Raw genomic sequence first — 23,123 nt, 5'->3', positions numbered from 1 at the left:
ACATCGGAGCGCCCTAGGCGTTCTGACAACCGTAGCGCGCTCTGTACCAGGCCACCTGCTCGGCACTCATCGATGATGAGAGGGCATACACGTCACCGATACGCGCACCGCCCCGCCGGCGCTCTCCCCTCTCAGGAGACCGGAACGCCATCACGGACACCTGGGAGACAGGTTGCCAGTGCAGGCTGTAGACCGGAGCGTTGGAGTCCGGGACGTCCTCCATGCGCACGCCGCGCTTGGCCAGCAGCCGTTCCAGCTTGTCGAAGCGGAGGTGGCGGTCGAAGCGGCCGTACCGTTCGCGTATCTCCCTGTTGACAACGCTTCCGCCCCATGAAAGCCGATGCACCTGCAGGGTGAAGTGGTGGCCCTCCCACGGGTGGTCGCGCGATTCCCGGCCCCAGAAGAACTCAACCATTCCGTAGTCGCGCCACATGCTCCGGCCGTCAGGGGAGTTCTCGGCGAAGTCGGAGCCCAGGATCGCGGTGACCTGGTCGGGACTGTCCGTCGGCTTGGCCCCGAGGACCGTTCCGGACCTGATCACGTCCGTGTAGAACGCGAGGGAGTGAGGTGTCAACTGGTCTTTCCTTGATGCGCTGAGGTGGCTGAGAGCGGCCGCTTCAGCTCAGGGAACCGGTGCGGCCTGAAGATCCGTCGGACAGGCACTAGAGGCGAGGAAGCACGTCGTCGTCGCGCGGGTCACGGCGTTGATCGAGCCAGAAGAGGTAGCCGCGCAGGTAGGTCTCCAGTCCGCCATCGATGTAGGCGACGAAATCACGATGTCCCTGAGCTGCATCGTGGTAGTGGCTGAGGTATCGCGGGTCGGCGTTGAAGCCCCAGTGGGGGTGTGCGTCCGCACCCCAGTCGGCGGCTATGGCGACAGCCCATTCCCGAACGCGGGCTCGGTCCCGCCACCAGTCGCGGACGGCGTCCACCGTCCAATGGTCGTCACCGTCCCAATTGTAGCCCCGGTACAACTCCATCCGGCAGCCGTCAATCACGGCTGCGGTCTCGTGCTCGTCGACCGGCTGGCGATAGATGAACTCGGAGCCGAAACCGCCGCCGAGATCATCGTCATAGCCAATGTGATCCGGAGCGTCCAGGCGCCCGGTCGCCATGCTGTCGGTCTCGCCGGCGTAGAACGGGCCCGGAACGTTGCGCCAGTTCCGTTGATCCCAGGCGCCCGTGAAGAGTTCACCCGCACGCTCCCCGAGGTTCTCGATGACCCGTTGAGCCGTGGGTAGCGGATTCCAATAGCCGATCACGGTCCCATCCTGCCCGGCTGCGACGAAGCGGGCCCGGCCACCCCCTTTGGCAACGGATCCTTGGGCGACCGAAGGGCTTGTGCTTGTCGGCGCCGACGCCGACGGCTCGGCTCCCGGCGGTCGCTCTTCACCATCAGGGCCGCCGCGACTGCGTGCCGCCCTCCTTGCCTCGGACAAAGGAGCTCGTGAGTGCGGAGGCGATCGGTGCGCATGGGGATCGGATGCGTGCACCACATGGGGATTGGATGCGGTGCACACAGGTGAGGAACATGCCGGGGTCGTTGCCGCGGCGTTGTATAGGCCCCGGCCCCGGCCCCGCCTGCCGCGACGGGACCAGCTCCTATACGTTCCGGACCTGGTCCCGGACCTCGGGGCACCGCAAGAATCCGGCTGATTCATACGTGGCGACTGCGCCGACATTCGAGCTGGGGGTGCAGACGATCGCACTCGACGAGCCAAGCTCCCGCAGTGCGGCCGCCGCGGCGAGGCTGATCGCTTCGCCGTAGCCCTGCCGGCGATGCTCCCGGTGCACGCCCATCGGTTCGAGCAACCCGGGTCTGCCCGGGCCGGCCGACCACACCGTCACCGCCGCCACCCCGCGGCCCTGCTCGTCGTACGCGACGAGCGCGCGGGCGTCGGCATACGGCAGTCCTGCCGCCATCGCCTGCCAGCCCTCATCCGTGAACCTCGACCCGTCGAACGCCGCCCGATGCACGGCGGCGAACACGCGCGCCTGCTCCGGGCCGACGGCCTCGATCCGCACGCCGGGGTCAGATACCGGCTCCGTGAGATCGCGGCGCAGGGGAGCCCACGGCTCATCTGCACCCCAGCCCTCCTCGGTCAGCAGGTCTTGGATCAGCGCGTCCGTCGGAGCCTCGATGTTCACCCTCCCCTCGGGCAGAACGCCCCGCCCCGGGACGGTCACGTCGGCAACCAACTGCTGCGCCAGCTCCTCATCCCGTCTGGCGGCCGGCGCGATCGTCAGTCGCAGCAGCCCGGGACCGTCCAGCAGCCCGACGGCAAGAATCCGCCCGTCCCGGCTCCAGGTCCTCACCGCAGCGGCGGTGGCTTCCGCACCAGACCGCCAGAACCAGCCCAGGTCACCCGGATGCAGGTGCATCGGCGCCCCGTCGTGCTGCCACTCCCGCAGCACGTCAACAGCGGTTTCCAACATGCCGACTTCAGGCCTGCCCAGCATTATTGCCATTCACCGATCACACACCACCGCACCGCCCGCCCGCACCCGGATTCCGGCCGGCGGACGCGTGGTCCGGATCCGGAGCCTGTCAGGCAGCTCCGCTGCGACGTGCCGGACCGACCGGACCGCGGGACGGTGTGCGGGATGCGTCCGAGGTACCTCCCACAGGCGGCACGACCCGCGTGGAACGTGCGCGCGACAGAGGTCGGGGACAACGCGATCGAACGGCGCGTCGGCACGTTGCGCAGTTGGGTGCTCCGGCATACGGGCGGGCAGGCGTACGGCGTCGCCCGGGTGACGCCGTGCGGGTGCGGAGGAGGTATTTCGCGGAAGCCATCATCTGCAGCAGGGATCCCCGTCACGCGCTCCCCCGCCCGTGCGCGCCGGCGGGGCTCCGAGATCGCGGAATCTGAGTTGCGTTCCACGCTACGAAGAGTCCACGAAGAGGTGGCCAAGTCGGGGTGGGCCGTGGGTGCGCAAGGCGAAACGGCGCATCCTGGCGCGCCATGCCTGCGACCCCTGGCCATGCACCGACTTGCGTGACCTTGCTTCGCCCTACGTCGGCCATCCTGACTTTCCCGCTCACACTTGAGGCAGCGCACCGCACCACCGGGACAGAACGCCGACCTTCGGTCGAGCGAGTCTGACCGGCCACGTCGTGGTGAGGAGTAGCGGCCCACAAGCAAGACCGCCTGCATGGAACTTGTACCGAGCGGGGCGTTCGTCAGGTCACCCTGCCCCCGGATGCCCGACCGCCGGCGGGGGTCGGGCAGGATCGCGCTATGAGCACCATCGTCGAGTTCTTCGTGGCCCCGGACGACACTTCAGCGGCCACCACGCTTCAGACCGGGCCGAGACGTGCCTACGAGTCACTCTCTTTCGGTAACTTCGATCCTGAGGAAGCTGTGGTCGATTGGGAGTGCCTGCTTACCGACGGCAGCTACGAGGAGCTCATCGCAGCCGACGAGCCGCGTCTCGTCGCCGGCCGGGGCAACAGCGGGTGTGTTGTCTTCGCCATCTCACCGCGCCTGTCCGCCGCACTCGCTGAGGCTACGGAGTCCACTCTGCGTGAGGTCGCCGCACTGTGGGTCGCACAGCGCGCGGAAGACGGCGAGGTCATCGAAACGGATGTTACCGAGGCGATCCTCGGCGATTTGGCTTCCCTCGTCAGCAACGCCCGACACCAAGGCCAAGGTGTCTACTGCTGGGTGGCATAGAGGTTCACGGCCCGCATGACGCGGGACGACGGCGCGATCAGGACGCGCCGACAAGACAGGCCCCCGCGAAATCGAGCACGACAGCCACTCCAGCAGGGCACGGTTCCCGAGTCGGCGGGAAGACGCCGTGGACATCGCGGGAAGCGAGGAGAGCAAGCGGTTCTACTCGGCGGTGCTGCGGGACGAAGACGTGGCGATGTCACACAGTGCGGTGGCGGGCCCTCCGGGTGCCTGACTGCTGACCCACTCCCGGTTCACCACCTGGGCCCGCACGATGGGGAGGGTCACCTGGGTGAGCCTGGGCTCTCGGACTCCTTGAGCGCCGAGTGCCACTGCTCCGCCAGGTGGGCTGATCTGCGGTCAAGGTCCGTTGTCAGTGCCTCCCCATAGTGTGGAGACATCACTTGGGGAGCCTCGGAGAAGGAGCAAAACGTGTCCGCCAACAAGATCCAGCACAAGGTGAATCACGTCGCGCTGGTAGTGGACTGTTCCGGTTCCATGCATCAGCACCAGAGCCAACTCATCCGAGTTGTAGACGAGTTCGTGGCGGGCCTGAAGTCCGAGTCGGACAGTCTCGGGCATGAGACCCGGATCAGTCTCTACTCCTTCGACCACAGGGTGGAGAACCTGGTCTGGGACATGGACGTGAAGCACCTGCCGTCCATGCGAGGGCTGTACAAGGTCAACAACGGCGCGACCGCCCTCATCGAAGCCTCTCTGAAGTCTCTGGACGACCTCGGCCACATCTGGGAGGAGTATGGCGAGCACAGCTTCCTCCAGATCGTGGTGACGGACGGCGAGGAGAACGCCTCCGGTGGCGACAGACGGCACGACGGCGACATGACCATCCTCGGCCCCTGGCTCGACAAGATCGCGGCGAAGATGGGTGCTCTTCCGGGCCACTGGACTTCCGCGATCCTCGTTCCCAACTCCCTGGCGAAGCGCACCGCGCAGAACTACGGCTTCCCGGCCGGCAACATCGCCATCTGGGATGCGGACTCCCAGGAAGGTGTCGAGGAAGCGATCGGTACGGTGCGCGCCGCCGCGACCAGCTTCCTACGCGGCCGCGAGCAGGGCGTGCGCGGTACGAAGAACCTTTTCGCGGTCGGGCAGGACATATCGGTTGACGACGTGCGGGCGAATCTCGAACCGGTCCCGGCTGACAAGTACCGACTCCTGAAGGTCGACACGGAGGTAGAGATCCGTTCCTTCGTCGATTCACATCCGGGCGTGACGTACGAGCGCGGGTCGTGCTACTACCAGCTCGGCACCCGGGTTCAGGTGCAGCCCGACAAGGAAGTCATCGTCGTCGAGAAGGACACAGACCGCGCATACACAGGCGACGCGGCGCGCAGCCTTCTGTTCGGTACGGGAATTCGGGGGACCGTCTCCGTGAAGGCGGGGACCAATCCCAAGCTGGAGGTATACGTGCAGAGCCGTTCGGTGAACAGAAAGCTCAAGCCGAAGACACGTCTGCTCATCATGCTCTGAAATTCAGTGATGCAGGCTGAGTTCGCAGTGCAACGCGTGCAGCATCAGCAAAGCGATCAGCACCAGCAGCGTCGGCGGCGACCCTCTGCCGATCCCACACCGTGGAACCACAAATGGAGCCGGTCACCGGCACCGAAGGGGATCCGCTCACCGACAACTGGACCGTCAGGGGCGGCGGTTCTGTGGAGCGAATCGACCACGGTCACATATGCGGGCGGCTCCATCGGCTCTCGGCCTGCCTGGGCGGTGGCCCTCACGTAGGCAGTCTCGGCCCCCACGCGACGACGCTCAAAGACCCTTTTGGCGCGGATCGCTACCCCAAGCGGGGCAGTGCCTCTGCCTCCGGACAATGACCCAGTCCGGGTCCGACTTACGGGCACATCGATCCGAAGCGCCGCGCACCCTGGCCCAGTACGGTTACATGCACCGACCGCGGACGCGTCGAGGCAGCAGCGCGCGACAGGGAAGTCGCCGTCTCCGCCAGGCGCGTGGACACAGTCCCGTGACGGCCAGATACCAGCTGGGCCCATACCGATGCACGCCCTTGGTATGCGCCCAGCTGGGATTTGGAAGACAACTCCAGACAGTCTTTGCACCATGAGCCGACTCAGCTCAGCTCAGATCGGCTTCCACTCCAGCTGGTCATGCCGTCACCTGCCGGGCGACCGACCGATCGCATATTGCGCACCCACGGTCGTGAGTACCTTGTCCACCAGCTCCGCAACGGACTCGCCGCCACCGGTGTCGATGCGATCGAGCCCCAGGCTGTCGACGGCGTCCAGCATCAGTGTCTGGTAGCGCACAGTGCGGGCCACGAACTTGTCCATCAGAAGCCGTTCCTCGTTCGCGGCTTCCGCGTAGCGGCCGGCCTCGTGGACCCGGGCCCGAATGAGGGCCTCATCCGCGGTCAGCCACACAGCAGCGGTACAGGGGGCCGTGAGACTCGCAACCCAGACGGGCCACAGGGCCGAACCTTCCAGTACCAGACCCTCATGGGCGCCACTCCCGGCCGCGTAGTCCGCGACCAACTCCTCGATCCGGGGCCGGAGCCGTTCGTAGTGGTCGAGGACAGACGAAATCAGTTCGTGGACGGTGAGTGATCCGTAATGCTCGGCGACGTGGGCCGGCACCTCCCACTCCGGCGTCCGCCAGGGCCGCCCGGGATGACGCGCCAGTCCGTCGGTGGAGAGGTAGTCGAACCCCAGCCGCACCGCCAGAGCTTCGGAGACGGTCGACTTCCCTACGTTCGACGTTCCGCCGATCAGCACCACCCGCGCACCGTTCATGCCGCGACCTTACTGATCGCGGCACCGGTGTTGCGCGCGGTCAGCGGAGGCCAATGCCGCACCCCACGAGGTGCGGCAGACCGCGGCCTCATGCCTCACGCCTCCTACCTCACGCCTCACGCCGCCGACCTCATGCCTCCGAGCTCACGCCGCCGACCTCAAGCCGCAGACTTCGCGCCTCAGAACTCCTAACGAAATGATCTTCGAGGTGGTTGGATCCCTCCAAGAGCGTTGATCGGGGGTTGCGGGGTGGCTCGGCCGAAGCCGTGGGAAGTCGAGGACGAGTTGTGGGCGGTGATCGAGCCGCTGCTGCCCAGGGTTGAGCGTCGGGCCCGGCATCCGGGACGGAAGCGGCACCCGGACCGGCTGGTGTTCCAGGGCATCCTGTTCGTCCTGCATACCGGGATTGCCTGGGAACACCTGCCGCAGGAGCTCGGCTTCGGTTCGGGTATGACGTGCGGCGCCTGGCCGAGTGGACTGAGGCCGACGTGTGGCCCCGGCTTCACGAAGCGCTCTTGGCCAAGCTCCGCAGCGCGGACGCCCTGGACTTCCCCCGGGCGGCGGTCGACGGCTCCCACATCCGGGCGTTAAAAGGGGCCCCAAGACGGGACGAAGTCCTGTCGACCGGGGCAGGACGGGCAGCAAGCACCACTTGATCACCGATGCCACCGGCATTCCGCTCGCCGTCACCCTGACCGGCGGCAACCGTAACGACGTCACTCAGCTCGTCCCACGCTTTAGGCAGTGCCGCCGGTGCGAGGCAAGCGAGGCCGACCGCGGCGCCGCCCCGACGTCGTGCTCGGTGACCGCGCTACGACCACGACAAGTACCGTCGCCTCGTCCGCGCGCTCGGCGTGAAGCCACTGATCGCGCGACGTGGCACCGAACACGGCTCCGGACTCGGAACCCAACGCTGGGTTGTCGAGCGCGCCTTCGCTCATCTGCACTGGTTCCGCCGCCTGCGGATCCGCTGGGAGGTCCCTGACGACATCCACGAAGCCTTCCTCACCCTGGGATGCGCACTCATCTGCTGGCGACGCCTGTCACAGTTGACCCGAGCCCTCGCCCTCCCGCAGTAGCCACTCCCTGACCGAAGGAACATGGTCAAAGAGCTGGCTGACCTGCATGCCTTCTTCGCGTGAGGTCACCCGCGACAGCGGGGTGAAGTCGTCGGGAAGCACGTCGAGCAGGCTCACCACCCGGTCTCCTGCATGCAGAGTGATCAGCAGCTCGCACCGCAGCTGAAGTGGAACGTCCGGGCGGTGGGACAGGCCGTGCCACAAGGCCGGCCACAAGTAGTGGGTGCCATCAGGCGCCGCCTTCGCTCGCACCCAAGCCGGGTCCAACCGCTGGCTCAGGCCGAGGTCACACGCCCGCTCCTCCAGCCTGAACAGCGAGGCCGAATCAACGGCTTTCAGCTCGCGAGGCAGCGGTTGATCGAAGTCCATCGCCCCATGCTGCCCGACAGCACCTCACGACGAGGAGCCGCCCCAAAGAGTCATTCCGTTAGGAGTTCTCAGACCACGGACCGCGGCTGCGCAGCCGCGAGCGGCCGCCGGGTACGCCGCCCGGCCGCGTACCCGGCGATCCCCAGACCGATCCCGACCAGGGTCAGCACAATGCCGAGGGCTCCGAGCGCCAACAACGCCGCCGACACAGCGAAGCCCTCCTGTACTCGCCCCAGCACTCCGGAGGCCGCGACGCTGCCCGACTGCTCGTCGAGGAAGAACCGCGAGTCGTTCGCGTTGCCTCTGTTGTCTCCCAGCAGGAAAAGTCGCCCGTTCGGCACCTGTACGTCGTACGGCTCGCTTGCCGGGTTCACTTCGCCGCGCATCACGTACGGTTCGTCGACCGGCTTCCCGTTCACCGCGATCCGATTTTCATCGCCTACGACGTGATCACCACCCATTCCGATGACCCGCTGCAGGACCGGTGCGCTCCCATAGCGGTCGGGCACTCGGACGAGTACGACATCACCCCTGCGTATCTCACCCGTGTCCAGACGCTCGACAACCAGCCGCTCGCCCATGCGATACGTGGGCTCCATCGACTGGCCCATGACGGTGACCCCTTGGTAGCTCGTGAAGAAGTACCCGAAGCCCCCCAGGCCCAGAAGGAGCCCGAGTGGCACCAGTACCCAGGCTGCGACTCTCAGCCCGCTGCCCACTCCCCGCTGCTGCATGAACACCTTCTCCTGGAACTCCGCAAGCCGCCCAAGGCCGGGCGGTCCAGCAGAGGTTAAACGGACTCAGGACGGGAACGCACCTCGCTCCAAAGGCCGCTTGGAGGAGCTGACACAAGCTTTGACGCGTCGGTAGGTGATCACGCAGCAGGCCAGTTTGAGGAAGGCTTCGTGAATGTCGTCGCGGATCCGTAGTCGGCCGTGCGCGTCGGTGATCACGTGGTGTTTTGAGCCCGGTCTGGCACGGTCGACCGGGCTCGGGCCCGTTTTGGGCCGCCCCGACGCGCCTGGTGGTGCGAGCCGTCGATCACCGCCCGTGACCAGTCCAGCTTGCCCGCCTGGTGCCAACAGCGCACCCTGCTCGCCACCACACCCGACGGCGACGTGCAATGCTCAGGACTTGTGGATCAGCTTTGGGAGCGCGCGAAGGGTGAACCTTCCCATCCCTGGTGGTCCGGGAAACACGAGCACCCCGGCGGGAACGTGCAGGTCATCTCGGTCCCGGAGGGCTGGCCGTTCTGGGTCTTCCGCGGGGTCCGGGCCGGCCGCGAGCACGGGACCACGTGCGCCGCGCCCACGGCCTGATCCACGCCCTCGACCAGCTCGCTACCTACCATTGTGGAGATTCCCACCCTCACCGACCTGGGCTACGAGAATGTCGGCGATAGCTTCCGCTACCCGGTCAAGAGACCGCAGGGCAGTGAACTCGCCGAGCACCACAAGGCATTCAACAAGGTGACCGGGGCCTCCACGGTGTTGCCGAGCGCGCGAACGTCCTGCTGAAGGTCACCTTGGCCCTGCGCCGCGTCATCCTCGACCCGGCAGCGATCACCCGAATTGCCCGCGCCGCACTCATTCTGCTCCAGCTCGAACGCGGCCGCACCGCCTGACCATGATCACGAACCGTCACGAGACGTTACCGAGAAAGGTTCACTGTGCGCCAACATCGCCTCCGCCCTCTAGCTCAATGCCTTCGCCATTGCTGTGGCCGACGTGCCCCTGTTGGCGCTGCTGTGGTCAGTCGGACTGCTCAACCGTGCTTTGCAACGGCATCGCTTCCAAGCTGCCACATTTCGTAGTTCCCGCATTCTGCTGTGATCTCGGCCATCTCCTGAGCCGCGGTGAAGAAGTCATCGACAGCCGGCGATGTGCGCGATGCCGCAACTGCGAGGCACACCTGGTCGGGCGCCAGATCAGGGATGGGCACGTAGCTGATGTCCGGATGTGAGTAGAACACGGTCGCCGAACGGGCCAGGAACGAGATGCCCCGGCCGGCCGCGACATGCTCGAGCGTCTCGTCCACCCCGTGCACCAGGTACCCGGCGTTAGGGTGCGGGCGCCTGGTGGGCTGCGTGCTCGGGTCGGCACGCCAGACGAGCGGTTCGCCGGCCAGGTCGGCCTCGGTGACCTCCTCCTTGCCGGCCAACCGGTGGCCGGCGGGCAGCACCGCCACCTGCGGCTCGGTGTACAGCGGGACGACGCGCAGGCCGGCCTCGTCGATGGGTAGCCGCACATAGCCGATGTCGATGCGGCCGTCGAGCAACATCGCGGCCTGGTCGCCCCATTCGATCCGCTGCACGTCCACGACCACGTCCGGGTGCCGGGCCTCGAACGCCCGCGCCGCCGGGATGACCGCAATGCCTGCTCGGAAGCCGACAGTAAGCCGCTGGCTGCCACGCGCGGCCACGGTCACCCGGCGGCGGACCGCGTGCGCGGAGGCGAGCAGCGGACCGGCGTCGGCCAGCAGCTGTCGGCCCGCGTCGGTCAGTTCCACGCCGTGGCGGTCCCTGGTGAACAGCGAGGCGCCGAGATCCTGCTCGAGCGCGCGGATCTGACGGCTGAGCACCGGCTGCGCGATGTGCAGCTCATCGGCGGCGCGGCTGAAGTGCAACTGGTCGGCCACGGTAGCGAAGTAACGCAGTTTGCGCAGGTCCAGATCCATGGAGCGCCTCCCGGTCCGGTGATGCCTTCAGGGTATCACCACGACTTGAAGAGGTCTTGGACACCAACTCAGGCCAATGGCAACCTAAATGAGTACCTAGCGGGGCCGAAGTAAATCCGGCATAGGAATTCGGAGTCGCTACTTGGTGGCAAGGCCCAGGCCCATGACCACATCAGGAATTGAGCGCCGTCCGTCGCGTCATTCGACAGAGCCGACGGCACGACCGTTAATTACGACGAGGTAGGCGCGGCGTCCTATCCAGCTCAAGAAAGCAGGCACACCAATGAGCAGCATCAGCATTATCGGCCTGGGGAACATGGCCAGGGCCTTGGCCGGCCGGGCGCTCGCCGGTGGCAACGCAGTCGAGATCATCGGTCGCGACCCGGCCAAGGTCACGGACCTGGCCGCCGTGCTCGGCGGCGCCACTGTCGGGACGGCCGGCGCCGCCCCGACGGGGGACATCGTTATCCTCGCCGTGCCGTACGCCAGCGCGGCGGCGGTGGTGAGCGAGCACGGGGACGCACTGCACGGCAAGGTCATCATCGACGTCACCAACCCCGTCTCCCCCGATTCTCAGGGCCTTGTGACACCCGAAGGCAGTTCCGGCGCACAGGAGATCGCCAAGGTCGCCCCCGCCGGCGCGCACGTCGTGAAGGCGTTCAACACCGTCTTCGGTCACATGCTGGCGCAGGGCGACCCGCTGGACGTGCTCATCGCCGGCGACGACGCCGAGGCCAAGGCGGCTGTGTCGGCATTCATCAAGAGCCTCGGGCTGCGGCCGATGGACACCGGCCTCCTGGGAATGGCGCGCTGGCTGGAGGGAACGGGCCTGGTGATGATCGGCCTGGGCCGCTATGGCGCGGGGAGCTTCAACTTCACCCTCGGCATCAACACTTCTGCCTGAGAGCACCCGCACCACCACTTCTCGCGCCACATCATTCACAAGGAGCAGTAGCGTGCGCGTTTTCGTCACTGGCGGGACCGGCCACTCCGGTTCGTACATCATCCCCGAGCTCATCGGCGCGGGGCACGAGGTCACCGGCCTGGCCCGGTCGGACGCTGCGGCGGCGGCGCTGTCCGCGCTCGGCGCGAAGGTGCGTCGCGGCGACCTGCAGGATCTCGACGGGCTCAAGGAGGCGGCCGCGGACTCCGACGGCGTCATCCACGTCGCGCACAGGCAAGACCTGCTTCCGTCCGGCGGGATCGACGCCGTGGCCGCCGCGGAGCTCCCGATCATGCTCGCGTACGGCGACGCACTGGCGGACACCGGAAAGCCGCTGGTCGCAGCGGGGAGCATTGGCTCGCCCGGGCAGCACCTGGGCCGGCCCGCCACTGAGGAGGACCCTGCCCTTCCCGGCGGCGATGAGTACAAGGGCACCCTGCGAGTCCGTAACGTCGTGGAAACCGCCGTAATCGGCCTCGCGGAGCGGGGAGTGCGGTCCTCGGTCGTGCGTATTGCCAACATCGCGCACAGCACGACCGACCGTACCGGTTTCCTCCCCACGTTGATCTCGCTCGCGAAGGAGAAGGGCGTCGTCGGCTATCCCGGAGACGGCGCGAACCTGTGGAACGCCGTGCACACCCGTGATGTCGCCTCCTTGTTCCGCTTGGCGCTGGAGAAGGGGCCGGCTGGCAAATACTGGCACGCGGTTGGGGACGGGGCCATCCCGTTCCGCGAGATCGCCGAGGCCATTGGCAGCCGTCTGGGCTTGCCCGTCGTGAGCATTCCCGCGGACGTCCTGATGGTGCCGGGATATTTTGGGTTCCTCGCGAACATGGTCACGCAGAACTACCCGGCGGCCAACCTCATCACCCGCCGAACCCTCGATTGGGAACCCGCTCAGCCCAGCCTGCTCGCCGATTTGGAAAACGGCCATTACTTCTCCGCCAGCTGACGGCAGGGATCCGAATCGCAGCGAGCCCGGCAAACGGCAAGGGCTCAGGTCTTCTGGAAGGACGCTGAGAATATGACGACTGTGGGATTCATCGGAAGCGGATACCTCGGCAGTTCCATCGCGCGGCTCGCCATCGAGGCCGGGCACCAGGTCGTGCTCAGCAACTCGCGCGGTCCCGAAACGCTCGCCGACACGGCCGCGGAACTGGGGCCACGGGCGTCCGTGGCAACGAGCGGGGAGGCCGCGGCTGCCGGTGACATCGTCGTGGTCACGGTGCCGGTCAATGCTTTCCCTAACTTGCCCGCCGGGCCACTGGCCGGGAAGAGGGTCATCGACACGTGCAACTACGGCCCCGAGCGTGACGGGTACATCCCCGAGCTCGACAGAGAGTCGCTCACCTCCAGCGAGCTGCTGCTGCGTTACATCCCGGACGCCATGCTCGTGAAAGCGTTCAACAACATCTGGTTCAAGCACCTGCTGTCACTCGCTCGCCCGGTGGGGGCGGCTGACCGTTCCTACCTGCCGATCGCCGGGGACTCCGAGCCGGCGAAGGCGGCAGTGACCGAATTCATCGAATCCATCGGGTACAGCGTGGTAGACGCGGGAACGCTGGCCCATAGCTGGCGGCAGGCGACGGACACGCCGGTGTGGGGGACCCCGTACGGGCCGACCTCGAACGAGAAGGGCCAGCCGGTCGGCGAGGACGCCATCCGCGCGGCACTGGCCACCGCAACGCGGTAACCGTACTGCTGCGCCTGGGCACGGACGTCACAGCGGAGACCTGCATCGGCCGCTTCCGCCGCGACGGTGACACGCCGACGCCGACGCCGCCCTCGCCTGATGCCCGCCGACCGTACCGCCTGCCACTCCGCCTGGCCCGGCCTTCGCGGTCGTGGGCGTCCTCGTCACCGACGACCCCGCCCACCGCTCACCAATTCTGCCCGCTCCCGACCCCGGCGCCCTCACGGGCCCGGCCACCGACTGCCCCGCTGCCATCGAGACCGTCGCCCAGGCCCTGACGCTCCTGGACGAGAACGATGACTTCCACGCCGCCCGCGAACACGATCCGAACTGGCCCGACGTCGCCGAGGACACGGCCGTCCGATTTCTCGGCGCTGCCCCGGACATCGTCGCGGTGGCACCGGGTAGGCGAACGGTACACAGCGCGAAGGAGAGGGAATCATGTCCGGATTGGTCATGCGCATCAAGCAGTTCACCCGCAGCCCGCAGGGACGACGGGCCATGGTGTCGGCCCGACGAGTCGCCGCCGACCCGCGTAAGCGCTCCCAGGCCCGCGGCCTCCTAGGTCGGCTGCGCGGGCGCCGGTGAGGGGCGGTGACCGGGAGGGCAGGCTGATGGCCAAGGGAGGACTGACACGCTGGGAGCGAGCCCTGGAGCGCTGGGAAGGTGCTCTGGTCTCCCGGGCTCGCCGCCATGAGCCCGTCGAACTGCTCGAAGCGTTGCGACGTGAGTGCGATTCCCGGGCCATCGTGTGCAGCGAGAGCAGAGTGGTCGCGCCGAACGCCTACGACGTGGAACTGGACACCCGGGTGCACGAGGAGTTGGTGCGGCGGAGCGGTGGCAACGTGGGGGAGGCTCTCACCGATGACCTGGCTCGCCATGGCGAGCGCATGGGTTACGAGTGGGTGGGGCCGCTCACCCTGCGCGTCAGCCCCGCCGAGCGCCCGTCGGGCGACCCCTACCGGGTGAGCAGCAGCCCTATGCCCCACGTACGTGCGGACGCCTTTCCGGACGACTGATAGTGCGGTGCGCCACCGGCCCCTCGGCGCGCGTCCAGGCACGGCCGTGCAGGAAGGCGCGCGGAACTCCCGCCCCCACCCCGGGTCCTCGTACTCGTGGTGCTGTGCAGGCGATCTGTGAGGCGTTGCCTCAGATGTGCAAGTCGGGCGGCAAGCCGGTCCAGCGGAGTTGCGCGGGCAGGTGCCCCGTGTCGTTGTAGAAGAGCAGGGACGCAGGCCGGCCGGGCGCGTACCGGATGACAGTCAGCGCGGCGTTCGAGTGGTTCAGCCCCATCCACCGCCACTTCGGGGCGTCGAGGGCGGCGCGGACCAGCCACCCGATCAAGAAGTTGTGGGTGACGACCAACTCGTGCCGGGGGCCATTGGCGGCGACCGGTCCAGCGAAGCGTGCCAGGGCCCTTTCAGCCAACTCTGAACCTCCCTCACGCTCTTCGGCCGTGAACTGCGCCAGACGGGCAAGCATGGCGTCGGCCGAATCCGGTGGCAGTTCCTCCCGCTGCGGCACATAGGGGATGTAGTCCCCGGCCAGTTCCGACGCCTGCAAGGGAACGTTGCCGAGCTGGTCGCAGATCAGCCGGGCAGTCTGGGCAGCACGAGGGAGCGGGCCGTGGTGGACCGCCGTGAGCGGGCTGCCCTGAAGCCGCTCACCCAGCAGTACGGCCTGCCGGCGACCGTTGTCGGTCAGTTGGCTTTCATCCGGCGATGCCTCACCGTGCCGGGCGAGGTATAGATAGCGCGTCGCAGATCCAGTCACGTGTGCAGCCCTCTGTGTCAGTGCTCTTGATCGTTCCGTTGCTTGGGTTGACGCTGATATCAGCCGTGCCGTTCCGCCATCGACAAATGCGCGAGGACAAGGAGTGGGGGCCGCTGACGCGGTTCGCCCCAAGGGTTGTTCCGACGGACGGCCGGCCGGACGGACCGACGGAGGGCCGGACGGACGGGGGGACGGACGGCCGGCTCGGGCGCGAGGAACTACCCGAACAATCCCCAGAGCACCAGCAGGACCCACGACTGTCCTGTACATCGCCAAGGACGACCAACAGAGGTTCAGCCAGCCCGGTGCCCACTCATAGAAGAGCAGGACGGCCGCAAAGGCCCAGGTGAGGCCGGTGCTAACTGTGGGGTGGTGCATCCATCCCGTCATAGAGAGATGGTCCCAACCCAGCCGCGGGGCAGCCACGTCAGACCGCCCCACTGGTGGTAGTTGGCAGCCTTCAGTAGCGCGGTTGTATGTGGGCAGCTGGCAGGCGAATGATGGCGGATGTTGATGCAGGCGACCAGGTACGAACGACTGACGACGGCTCCCCCCCCGGCCGCAGCGCCGCTTAAGGCTTGTCCCGTGATGCCTGGCCGCAGTTTGAATATTCGGCATTACGTGCCTCCGAGACCCGATCCTCGAAGCTGATGTTCTTCAGGTAGTGGCGGCTGCGGTTCAGCTCAGGACTCGCACGAGCCCTTCGTGCTGGGTTGCGGAGGGCGTTTGACACCGCTGCACGCCAAGAGCTCGGTCCCGGTTGCGTCGAAGTACAGATTGAAGAGCCAGGACCGGTCTGCTGAGAGGATGATCCCGGCGCGCAGCTGCTCGCCACGGTGCCGCGCGAGGATCTCGACGCTCTCGTCGAGGCCGAGGGTCGTCGGCCAGCCGCGCTTCACCGACCGTCTCAACCTGGTTGCGGCAATACCGGCGACCATCCACTGGGGCACCTCCCCTTCCGAGACCTGTACCTCGCCACCAACGGCGATGGCGGCGCGTGCTGCCTTGCACGCGCTCGTCTGGTCGGTGAGCATCGCGGCGATGTCGGGGTGACTTGGGTGCTCGTCCTCGGTAGCCATGCGCTGACTGTAGAGACTGAATGTGGGCGTTGCTAAAGAATTCGGAGTGGCCTGCGCGGGGCGTGAGCCAGAGGAGGAGCATCCGCGATGTTGTGCGGGGTCGGCTTCTCCCACGGCCTCCGGAGACCGGTCGCCAGTGGGCGGGCGAGCCGGAGCTGGGTGAAGACAGCGAGGATCAGCCAGGTCCAGCGGTCTGCGGCTTCGGGACTGCGGACCTTCGGGCAGGTCCAGCCCAGGGTCTGCTTGAAAAGGCGGAAGGTGTTGCCAGGGCCCGTCGCAGCCGGATGACGTCGACGCGGCCTGCGGCCAAGGCGTCGTAGAGCCGCCGTGCTCGCGACGGTGTTCACCCACCAGCGACAGATCCACCAGCGACTGGACCGTCCGCACACAACACGGCATCGGCCAGCTCGAACAACGCATCCGCACGCTGGGTCAGGCTCATGCCACCGCCTTCGTGCTTAGCGTGTGTGTTCCTTGGTCGGATCACATGCTCAGCCGAAGGCCGCCCGCACGTACGGCAGTTACCACTCCGAGTGATCAAGACGAAGAGTCGTTCGGGACCCGAGGTCAGAGATCAAGTTTGGTGACGCTATTGCGGACTCGTTGTTGCGTTGCACGCTGCAGAAGCTCCGCAATCCAGGTATCGGCCATGCAGCAGGCGCTGTGTCCCGGGTGGCGAAGCCGAGTTGTCTCTTGAACTGCTGCGCGAAGGTCGGATGCGGTGCTACCGGACTATGTGCGTTTGCTGGCGCGGCGACTGATGCCGAAGCCGCACGCCCTGGCTGCGGCCGGAGCGAGGGTACCGAGTAGGAAGACGCCGAGCGCACCGGCCAGCGCTGCGACGCCGCCGCGGAAGACGAGCAGTGGCCGCGGCGGCGAGGCCGGCGATGAGGCGCAGTAGCGCGACCATGCCCACCCAGCTCTCGTCGTCCTGGGTCCGCGTCCGCAGGTAGACCTCCGCGACGATCAGCACCATGAGCCAGAACTTCGCGCCGAACAGCCACGCGAGTTCCCCGGATGAGAACCGCTGTTGTGAACCCCGTCAGAGAACGGCTGTAATGAACCGCTGAAGCGGCCGCTGACCTGGCCGCTGAAGTGGCCGTTGTACTGGTCACGTACGCGTTCGAAGGCCGTCGCGAATCGTGCTGACAGCCGTAGCGGCGAGTGAAGCGGCCCCACAGGTGCGGCCTAGGGTGCTCATGCATCTGGCCAACTGGCGCCGGGGGAACGGCGTAGGCCGCCGAGCGGGGGCGCCAAACCACAGGCGGGCGGTCCGTAGCCGCGCATGTCATGTGACGTGGATCACAGGAACTGCTCGGCGTGGGCGGACAAGTCAGGAGGTGAACTACTCGATGCATGAGCGCATCCGCGCGGGGGACCCGGAGGCCTTTCGGGAGTTGTTCCGCGACCATGCCCAGCTGATCTACCGGCACGCCGTCCGGACCACAGGGGACTGGGCCGCAGCCGAGGACATAGTCTCGCTGACCTTCCTGGAGGCCTGGCGGCTGCGCGCCAAGCTGCGGGACGAGGGCGACAGCCCTCGGCCCTGGCTGATGGGCATCGCGGTCAACGTGCTGCGCAATACCGGCCGGGCGGCGCGGCGGCACGAGAGAGCGTTGACCAGACTCCCGCTGCGCGACGTGCTGCCCGACTTCGCGGACGAGCTGGTCGGACGGATCACCGACTCGGAGGAACTGGCGGCGGCGAAGGCTGCGATGGAGCAGCTGCGCAGGAGCGAACGCGAAGTGTTCGCGCTGTGCGTATGGTCCGGGCTCGGTTACGCGGAGGCCGCCGAAGCGCTGGGAGTGCCGGTCGGCACTGTGCGCTCGCGGCTCTCGCGGGCGAGGAGCCGCCTGCGCAAGCTGACGGACGGCGAGCTGCGTCGGCGGCGGAAAAAGATGGAACGGGTCGTGGCGGGCGGACAAGTACAGAGTGACCGCATCGATGCGGTCCGGTCGGAAGAGGAGAGGCACCGATGAATCGCACCCCCTGGCGGCGGCGCACTGAGCCGCTCGACCACGCGGAGCTGGCGGGTCTGCTGCCGGCGCCGGGCGATCCGGTGCTGCCCCACGGCCGCATGACGACGCTCGAGGAGCACTTGATGAACGAGATCCAGAGGGCACAAGCTCGAAAGACCGCCGCGACGGAGGCGGACTCGGAGTCGCAGGCGGCGGGCCGGATCCCCTCTCAGCCTTCCGGTGGGCCGCTGCGTGGCGGCCGGCGGCTCGCGCTGATCGGGGCAGCCGTCGCGGTGACGGTGATGGCAGGACTGGCCGGAGCCACGCAGTTCGCCGGCCAGGACAGGAGCGAAGCCGCCGGTACGGCGGAGGAGTCGGTGCCGGCGTCGGTCGTCCCAGGTCAGGGGACGACGCAGGGGCTGAACAGCACGGTCGCCCTGATCTCCGGAGCAGCCTCGCGTGACAAGTTGCCCGAGCCGAAGCCCGGCCAGTTCATCTACATCCAGAGCCAGGTCTCCTGGTTGACGGACATGCATGACGCCAGCGGCAAGAGCAAGACGTTCGTGCAGAAGTTGCACCCCCGTCAGATCTGGATGTCACCGGACGGACGCAAGGGCTGGCTCATCGAGCCTGGTAACGGCACGACGTCAAGGGAGGGGCTGACCCTGGACGCCGGCGGCGAGGGATCGGCCGAGGGGCCGACGCTCGGTGCACCGAGTTACGACTACCTCAAGAAGCTCACCACCGACCCCGACGAGTTGTTGAAGAAGATCTACGAGGAGACGAAGGGGCAGGGCAACGGGCCGGACCAGCAGGCTTTCACCACGATCGGCGACCTGCTCCGGGAGCAGGTGATGCCGGCGGAGCTGACGGCCGCGCTATATCGGGCAGCGGCGAAGATCCCCGGTGTGATGGTGGTCGAGAAGACCACGGACGCGGTGGGTCGCCAGGGGATTGCCATAGCCCGGACCGACGAGAGTTCCGACGACCGCACCGAGTGGATTTTCGACTCCAAGACGTTCAGCTACCTGGGGGAGCGCACGGTACAGATGCGCGACAGGAGCGGTATTAAGGCAGGCACGGTGATCGGGCACACCGCGATAACGGAACGGGCGATCGTCGATGAGATGAAGGAGCGCCCGGGAACGAGGAACAAGATCTGACCGGCGTAACGTGCTGCGCCGAGTCGTGTCAGGCGACCGGGCTGGTCGGTGACCGGCGCGGCTGGAACGGCAGGCTTGACCGGGCGGCTCGCTGCGGAGACGGGGCCGAAGCGGCGAGCCATCGGTACGGCCGAGTGATCCGACGGCTGGGCGACTGGCCCCGCCGAACAGCTGTCGGACGAGCAACCGATGATGACCGAGCAACCGATGATGCCCGAACAACTGGAGCGGCCGCTCGGCTGGCGCAACGGCGCAGCTGTCACAGCTGTCACAGCTGTCACAGCCAGTATAGCTAGTACAGCTGTCACCTCTGACGGTACGAGCAACAGGCGCGGCCGCCCAGTTGGTTCAGCCGACGGCTGGCCCGGCCGGCCCGGGTGGCGTGGCTGGGCGGCCGGGGCGTGGGGCCCTGGCCGCCCAGGTTCCGGCTCAGCTCTGGATCTCGACGCAGTGAGCCCTCGTCGAGGGTTCACAGGCCGACATGACTACAGCAGCGGTTCGATCCAGATGTTGCGGTAGCGGACCTTGCTTCCATGGTCCTGGAGGCGGATGGGGCCGGCCGTAGCGGTTTCGGGGGCTCCGCCACCTGTCGGTCCGTCGACGGCGACGTTGTCGTGGACGGTCTTGCCGTTCCACACGACCGTGACCCGGGCGTCGGCAGTCTTCTTGCCTGCGGCATCGAAGCGGGCGGCGTGGAACGTGATGTCGTACGACTGCCAGGTCTCAGGGGCGGTCGCGGCGTTGAGATCCGGGGCTTTCTTCGTGTAGATCGCACCGGCCTCGTTGTCCGCGAGCGTCGTGTCACCGTACGAGTCGAGCACCTGGATCTCGTAGCGGTCCTGGAGATAGACACCGCTGTTCGCACGGTTCTGGCCGGTCACGTCCGGAGGGAGGTTCGGCAGCCAGAATTCGGCGTGGAGGGTGAAGTCCTTGAACGACTCCTTTGTGCGGATGTCGCCGCAGCAGACCTCCATGGACCCGTCGGCCAGCGGCCATTGCACCGCCCGGCCGTCGGTGTGCTGCCAGGCCGCCTGACTCGATCCGTCGAACAGGGGGATGCGTTTGCCGTGGGGACGGACGCTGATCAGGTCCAGGTTGACGTGACCGGTGTCGCCGCTGTCGTAGACGTAGGCGATTCTGTTGCTGCCGGCGCGCAGGGCGAGCTGCTCGGACTGGGTGGACCAGGTGTCCCAGTCCCGGGTGCTGAGGAGGCTGGTCTGCTTGATCTTCGTGCCGTTGACGTAGACGCTCACGCTCTTGGTGCCGGTGAACGGGTTCGGCCCGTTGGAGTAGCGCAGGCCCACGTCGTACGAGCCTTCCGTTTCGACGTTCACATCGAAGGTGGTGGCAGCACCCACCGTGCCGTAGCCGTCGACGAAGCCGCCGCCCGAGTAGCCGGGGTGGTCGGTGTTGAATCCGGCGCCGCCGGTGAGCGTCGCCTCTTCCGCCTCGTACAGAGGGGACTGGATTTGTTTGCCGGGCATGGAATTGAGTGTGTACCACGCCTCCGTGCTCCACAGGGATTCACCGCTCGCCGAACTGAAGGGGCGCGGCGAGCGGACGTGGACCACGCGGTTGGCCTTCAGGCCGGGTATGTCCAGGGTGACCTTCTTACGGTCGGACGACAGCTTGGCCGACCGTACGGACAGGGTCTCCTCGTCGACCTTCGGACCGCCGTAGGAGGGGGTCGGGACGTAGAACCACTGCTTGACCTTGTACTGCTTCGCCAGCTCCGCCGCTGTCTCGTCGGAGAGCGGCTGGGTGTACTCCAGCTCGAAGCCGCCCGTCTTCGCGCGCATCGCCAGGATGTCGAAGGCCTTGTCGCCACTGGGCGACAGCTTCTGGAGACCGTAGGTGAGCTTGCCTTCCTGACCCCAGTTGCCGCCCGCGCCCAGGCCGCCGGCGTAGATCGCGCCGTCCGGCCCCATGCTGATCCGGTTGACTCCGGCCTCAAGCCCCTGGGTGAAGCGGAACACGGCGCCCTGGTACTGGCCCTTGACCTTTTCCAGGTACGCCCGCTGGATACCGCCGTAGGTCACGTCACCGAACAGCATCTGCCCCGCGAACCTGCCCTGGGTGAGCTGGAGCGGGGTGCTCGGCGAGTTCGCTATCTCGTTCTGCGGCAGCCACAGCACGGGCTTGGTCACCGGCTTCGTGTCGAACGGGCCGTCCGGGTTGGTGTAGTGGTTGAAGAAGCGGTCCTGCTTGATGTGGACCAGCTTCGACGAGGGCAGCCAGCCGCCCTGGTTGTCGGTGACGAAGATGTCGCCGCCCGGCCCCCAGCCGATGCCATTGGGAGTACGCAGACCACCGGCGACGTAGGAGACCTCTCCGGTCTTCCGGTTCACCTTGATCGTGGAGCCGCGGTTCTTCGCGGGCTGGGGATCGGTGGTCGCGCCGCCGTAGTTGATCGCCACGGAGAGATTGAGGTAGAAGAACCCCTTCTTGTACAGCAGGCCGAAGGCGAACTCGTGGAAGTTGCCGCCGTACGGCCAGGTGGCGACGGTCTTCTGCCCGTCGATCACATCATCGCCGTCGACGTCGGTGAGTTCGGTCAGCTCGTGTTTCTGCGAGACGTACAGCTTGCCGTCGACCGCCGCGATGCCCATGGGTTCCTTGAGCCCGCCGACGATCTTCTTGGCCGTCACCTTGCCGGTGTCCGTGTTTCCCTGGACGTTGTCGAGGAGGTAGACCTCCCCTGCTGTATTGGTGCTGCCGCCCCAGGTGGTCACGGCCAGCCGGCCGTCCTGCAACCAGTCCATCGCGGTGACCTGCGGTTCGAATCCCGCAGGGCGGAGATCGGTCAGCTTGTAGTCGGGGTGGACGGAGTTGAGGGGCAGCCCGTCACCCGGAGCGTCCGATACGCCCTCGCACTCCTTGCGCCCGGGCGCCGTGACCCGTACGACATCGGCATCGGTGCTCAGCACCGAGTTGGGCACCAGGGCGAAACCTGAAGTGCCCGGCGGCTGCCAGGCCAGCGTGATCTGCTGCCCACCGGTCCGATCGAAGTGCTCGATGCGCAGGGAGTGGTGTCCTGCCGACAGGGTGACCGCGCCGTCCTTGGGATCCGCGCCGTGCAGACCGTCGTGATCGACGACGACCTTGTCGTCGATCAGCAGACGTGAACCGTCGTCACTCGTCAGACGGAAGGTGTACTCCCCGTCCTGCGGCACGGCGATATTGCCGATCACGTGCGCCACGAAGTGGTCACCGATGCCGAAGTCGTCGGTCGAGGACCAGTCGATCGTCGGCATCAGCTTGTCGACGTTCGGCGTCTGCCCAGGCTTGATGTCGCACACCTCGCTGAGAGGCACCTGTACATCGAAGACCCGCAGCGTGACGCCGGGTTCCTGCGGTGGGAGTTCCGCCTGATCGGACGGTTCGGCTTCGGCGGGCGACGTGGAGAAGGCGCCGACCAGGAAGGAGGTGACGAGCAGACCAACCAGGCGTCTGCGAAAGCGGTGATGCAGCCGAGAGCTCATTCTTCCTCCTGGCCCCTCCAGCGAGGAGCACGTGGGCGAACGTTCTACGGGCGTGATCCGGTAGCGCTGTGCCTGGGAGGAAGTTGGGGCTTGAGAGGTGGGGGTGCGAGGTCCGGGGGGTTGCGACGGAAACAGTAGGAGACTTCTGCTGACGACGTCCATACTTCGTCATCACTGTGTTCAAAGTCGGAGGCTGCGAACCCGAAGTCAGCGAATGACGGGCGGAAGGTGTTGTCGACCGTCGGGCCCGAGGGCGTGGATGGGCGGGCTGGAAGGGATCGGGAGCGGGCTGGAAACGTCGTGGGCGGGCCGGGAGCGGCCGGTGTCGAGCGTTGCGTGCGTCGGATCACGCCGAAGATCGAGCACCGAACTCCCGCTGGCCGCAAGGGGTTTCGACACGGCACCCGCCGGTTCCTGGTATGCGGACAGGCAGGCTTGGCTGACAGACTGGCTC

The 23,123-nt window shown here is 67.0% G+C and carries 19 protein-coding genes and 4 pseudogenes; 11 read left to right on the top strand and 12 right to left on the bottom strand.

Translation table 11 applies throughout. The features are described 5' to 3' along the window. Positions 1-13 precede the first annotated feature (13 nt). The 3 genes from AB0C82_RS08380 to AB0C82_RS08370 form a co-directional block, all read right to left on the bottom strand. The gene (locus tag AB0C82_RS08380) at positions 14-574 is read right to left on the bottom strand and encodes a hypothetical protein (RefSeq protein ID WP_362837674.1); all 561 of its coding nucleotides are present in this window, start codon (positions 572-574) and stop codon (positions 14-16) included. 88 nt (positions 575-662) lie between these two features. Then, on the bottom strand, positions 663-1,262 hold the full coding sequence (locus AB0C82_RS08375; protein WP_362837672.1) for a hypothetical protein: 600 nt from the start codon (positions 1,260-1,262) through the stop codon (positions 663-665). Positions 1,263-1,602: 340 nt separating this feature from the next. After that, entirely contained in the window at positions 1,603-2,469 is an 867-nt protein-coding gene (locus AB0C82_RS08370) for a GNAT family N-acetyltransferase (RefSeq protein WP_362837670.1), read from the bottom strand. A 773-nt stretch (positions 2,470-3,242) separates the two neighbouring features. Here AB0C82_RS08370 and AB0C82_RS08365 point away from each other — a divergent pair. Continuing rightward, positions 3,243-3,677 carry a hypothetical protein gene (locus AB0C82_RS08365; RefSeq protein ID WP_362837668.1) on the top strand — a complete coding sequence of 145 codons (435 nt, stop codon included), beginning with the start codon at positions 3,243-3,245 and terminating at the stop codon, positions 3,675-3,677. A gap of 432 nt (positions 3,678-4,109) precedes the next feature. Continuing rightward, the gene (locus AB0C82_RS08360) at positions 4,110-5,168 is read left to right on the top strand and encodes a vWA domain-containing protein (RefSeq protein ID WP_362837666.1); all 1,059 of its coding nucleotides are present in this window, start codon (positions 4,110-4,112) and stop codon (positions 5,166-5,168) included. A gap of 650 nt (positions 5,169-5,818) precedes the next feature. Here AB0C82_RS08360 and AB0C82_RS08355 read toward each other — a convergent pair. Next, positions 5,819-6,454 (bottom strand): hypothetical protein, encoded by a 636-nt coding sequence (locus AB0C82_RS08355; RefSeq protein ID WP_362837664.1) that lies wholly within the window; start codon positions 6,452-6,454, stop codon positions 5,819-5,821. Positions 6,455-6,703: 249 nt separating this feature from the next. On the opposite strand from AB0C82_RS08355, the pseudogene AB0C82_RS08350 reads away from it, so the two are divergent. Beyond that, positions 6,704-7,533: pseudogene (locus AB0C82_RS08350) on the top strand (IS5 family transposase). On the opposite strand, the gene AB0C82_RS08345 reads toward AB0C82_RS08350, so the two are convergent. From AB0C82_RS08345 to AB0C82_RS08335, 3 genes and pseudogenes are all read right to left on the bottom strand, one after another. After that, positions 7,498-7,902, bottom strand: coding sequence for a hypothetical protein (locus AB0C82_RS08345; protein ID WP_362837662.1), 405 nt, complete (start codon positions 7,900-7,902; stop codon positions 7,498-7,500). The pseudogene AB0C82_RS08350 and the gene AB0C82_RS08345 overlap by 36 nt on opposite strands. A 68-nt stretch (positions 7,903-7,970) precedes the next feature. Next, the gene (gene lepB, locus AB0C82_RS08340) at positions 7,971-8,636 is read right to left on the bottom strand and encodes a signal peptidase I (protein ID WP_362837660.1); all 666 of its coding nucleotides are present in this window, start codon (positions 8,634-8,636) and stop codon (positions 7,971-7,973) included. 198 nt (positions 8,637-8,834) lie between these two features. Then, positions 8,835-8,974 (bottom strand): annotated as a pseudogene (locus AB0C82_RS08335) (IS5/IS1182 family transposase); the annotation flags it as partial. Between the two features lie 112 nt (positions 8,975-9,086). Between AB0C82_RS08335 and AB0C82_RS08330 the strand changes: the two are divergent. Beyond that, positions 9,087-9,526, top strand: a pseudogene (locus AB0C82_RS08330) (transposase family protein); the annotation flags it as partial. 140 nt (positions 9,527-9,666) lie between these two features. Here the strand turns inward: AB0C82_RS08330 and AB0C82_RS08325 are convergent. Continuing rightward, complete coding sequence (locus AB0C82_RS08325; protein ID WP_362837658.1) at positions 9,667-10,578, bottom strand: LysR substrate-binding domain-containing protein; 912 nt, start codon at positions 10,576-10,578, stop codon at positions 9,667-9,669. Between the two features lie 283 nt (positions 10,579-10,861). Between AB0C82_RS08325 and AB0C82_RS08320 the strand changes: the two genes are divergently transcribed. From AB0C82_RS08320 to AB0C82_RS08300, 5 genes are all read left to right on the top strand, one after another. Next, positions 10,862-11,482, top strand: a complete 621-nt coding sequence (locus AB0C82_RS08320; RefSeq protein ID WP_362837656.1) for an NAD(P)-binding domain-containing protein — start codon at positions 10,862-10,864, stop codon at positions 11,480-11,482. A 52-nt stretch (positions 11,483-11,534) separates the two neighbouring features. Beyond that, positions 11,535-12,473, top strand: a complete 939-nt coding sequence (locus AB0C82_RS08315) for an SDR family oxidoreductase (protein ID WP_362837654.1) — start codon at positions 11,535-11,537, stop codon at positions 12,471-12,473. A 72-nt stretch (positions 12,474-12,545) separates the two neighbouring features. Continuing rightward, positions 12,546-13,214 (top strand): NAD(P)-binding domain-containing protein, encoded by a 669-nt coding sequence (locus tag AB0C82_RS08310; RefSeq protein ID WP_362837652.1) that lies wholly within the window; start codon positions 12,546-12,548, stop codon positions 13,212-13,214. 441 nt (positions 13,215-13,655) lie between these two features. Continuing rightward, positions 13,656-13,802 (top strand): hypothetical protein, encoded by a 147-nt coding sequence (locus AB0C82_RS08305; protein ID WP_362837650.1) that lies wholly within the window; start codon positions 13,656-13,658, stop codon positions 13,800-13,802. Between the two features lie 26 nt (positions 13,803-13,828). Beyond that, positions 13,829-14,233, top strand: coding sequence for an FhaA domain-containing protein (locus AB0C82_RS08300; protein WP_362837648.1), 405 nt, complete (start codon positions 13,829-13,831; stop codon positions 14,231-14,233). A 130-nt stretch (positions 14,234-14,363) separates the two neighbouring features. Here the strand turns inward: AB0C82_RS08300 and AB0C82_RS08295 are convergent, their stop codons facing one another. The 3 genes and pseudogenes from AB0C82_RS08295 to AB0C82_RS08285 form a co-directional block, all read right to left on the bottom strand. Beyond that, a complete protein-coding gene (locus AB0C82_RS08295; RefSeq protein ID WP_362837646.1) occupies positions 14,364-14,987 on the bottom strand; it encodes a histidine phosphatase family protein in 624 nt (207 codons plus the stop codon). Between the two features lie 683 nt (positions 14,988-15,670). Then, entirely contained in the window at positions 15,671-16,066 is a 396-nt protein-coding gene (locus AB0C82_RS08290; RefSeq protein WP_362837644.1) for a hypothetical protein, read from the bottom strand. A 101-nt stretch (positions 16,067-16,167) separates the two neighbouring features. Continuing rightward, positions 16,168-16,329 (bottom strand): annotated as a pseudogene (locus AB0C82_RS08285) (transposase); the annotation flags it as partial. Positions 16,330-17,418: 1,089 nt separating this feature from the next. Here AB0C82_RS08285 and AB0C82_RS08280 point away from each other — a divergent pair. Then, positions 17,419-18,045 (top strand): RNA polymerase sigma factor, encoded by a 627-nt coding sequence (locus AB0C82_RS08280; protein WP_362837642.1) that lies wholly within the window; start codon positions 17,419-17,421, stop codon positions 18,043-18,045. Further along, positions 18,042-19,187: a CU044_5270 family protein gene (locus tag AB0C82_RS08275; protein WP_362837640.1), complete on the top strand. Its 1,146-nt coding sequence runs from the start codon at positions 18,042-18,044 to the stop codon at positions 19,185-19,187. The genes AB0C82_RS08280 and AB0C82_RS08275 overlap by 4 nt, the downstream gene beginning before the upstream one ends. Before the next feature lie 485 nt (positions 19,188-19,672). On the opposite strand, the gene AB0C82_RS08270 is transcribed toward AB0C82_RS08275, so the two are convergent. Further along, positions 19,673-22,669, bottom strand: coding sequence for a family 16 glycoside hydrolase (locus tag AB0C82_RS08270; protein WP_362837638.1), 2,997 nt, complete (start codon positions 22,667-22,669; stop codon positions 19,673-19,675). Positions 22,670-23,123 lie beyond the last annotated feature (454 nt).

It is taken from the genome of Streptomyces sp. NPDC048560 (assembly GCF_040650955.1).
Classification (GTDB): Bacteria; Actinomycetota; Actinomycetes; order Streptomycetales; family Streptomycetaceae; genus Streptomyces.
This window is presented reverse-complemented; position numbering and strand designations above follow the sequence as displayed.

Bases quoted from the DNA above. Each gene is read 5' to 3' on its own strand.
- AB0C82_RS08345 (WP_362837662.1), bottom strand. From the start codon at position 7,902: ATGGACTTCGATCAACCGCTGCCTCGCGAGCTGAAAGCCGTTGATTCG.
- AB0C82_RS08320 (WP_362837656.1), top strand. From the start codon at position 10,862: ATGAGCAGCATCAGCATTATCGGCCTGGGGAACATGGCCAGGGCCTTG.
- AB0C82_RS08275 (WP_362837640.1), top strand. From the start codon at position 18,042: ATGAATCGCACCCCCTGGCGGCGGCGCACTGAGCCGCTCGACCACGCG.
- AB0C82_RS08310 (WP_362837652.1), top strand. From the start codon at position 12,546: ATGACGACTGTGGGATTCATCGGAAGCGGATACCTCGGCAGTTCCATC.
- AB0C82_RS08270 (WP_362837638.1), bottom strand. From the start codon at position 22,669: ATGAGCTCTCGGCTGCATCACCGCTTTCGCAGACGCCTGGTTGGTCTG.
- AB0C82_RS08370 (WP_362837670.1), bottom strand. From the start codon at position 2,469: ATGGCAATAATGCTGGGCAGGCCTGAAGTCGGCATGTTGGAAACCGCT.
- AB0C82_RS08280 (WP_362837642.1), top strand. From the start codon at position 17,419: ATGCATGAGCGCATCCGCGCGGGGGACCCGGAGGCCTTTCGGGAGTTG.
- AB0C82_RS08355 (WP_362837664.1), bottom strand. From the start codon at position 6,454: ATGAACGGTGCGCGGGTGGTGCTGATCGGCGGAACGTCGAACGTAGGG.
- AB0C82_RS08325 (WP_362837658.1), bottom strand. From the start codon at position 10,578: ATGGATCTGGACCTGCGCAAACTGCGTTACTTCGCTACCGTGGCCGAC.
- AB0C82_RS08365 (WP_362837668.1), top strand. From the start codon at position 3,243: ATGAGCACCATCGTCGAGTTCTTCGTGGCCCCGGACGACACTTCAGCG.
- AB0C82_RS08300 (WP_362837648.1), top strand. From the start codon at position 13,829: ATGGCCAAGGGAGGACTGACACGCTGGGAGCGAGCCCTGGAGCGCTGG.
- AB0C82_RS08290 (WP_362837644.1), bottom strand. From the start codon at position 16,066: ATGGCTACCGAGGACGAGCACCCAAGTCACCCCGACATCGCCGCGATG.
- AB0C82_RS08305 (WP_362837650.1), top strand. From the start codon at position 13,656: ATGTCCGGATTGGTCATGCGCATCAAGCAGTTCACCCGCAGCCCGCAG.
- lepB (WP_362837660.1), bottom strand. From the start codon at position 8,636: ATGCAGCAGCGGGGAGTGGGCAGCGGGCTGAGAGTCGCAGCCTGGGTA.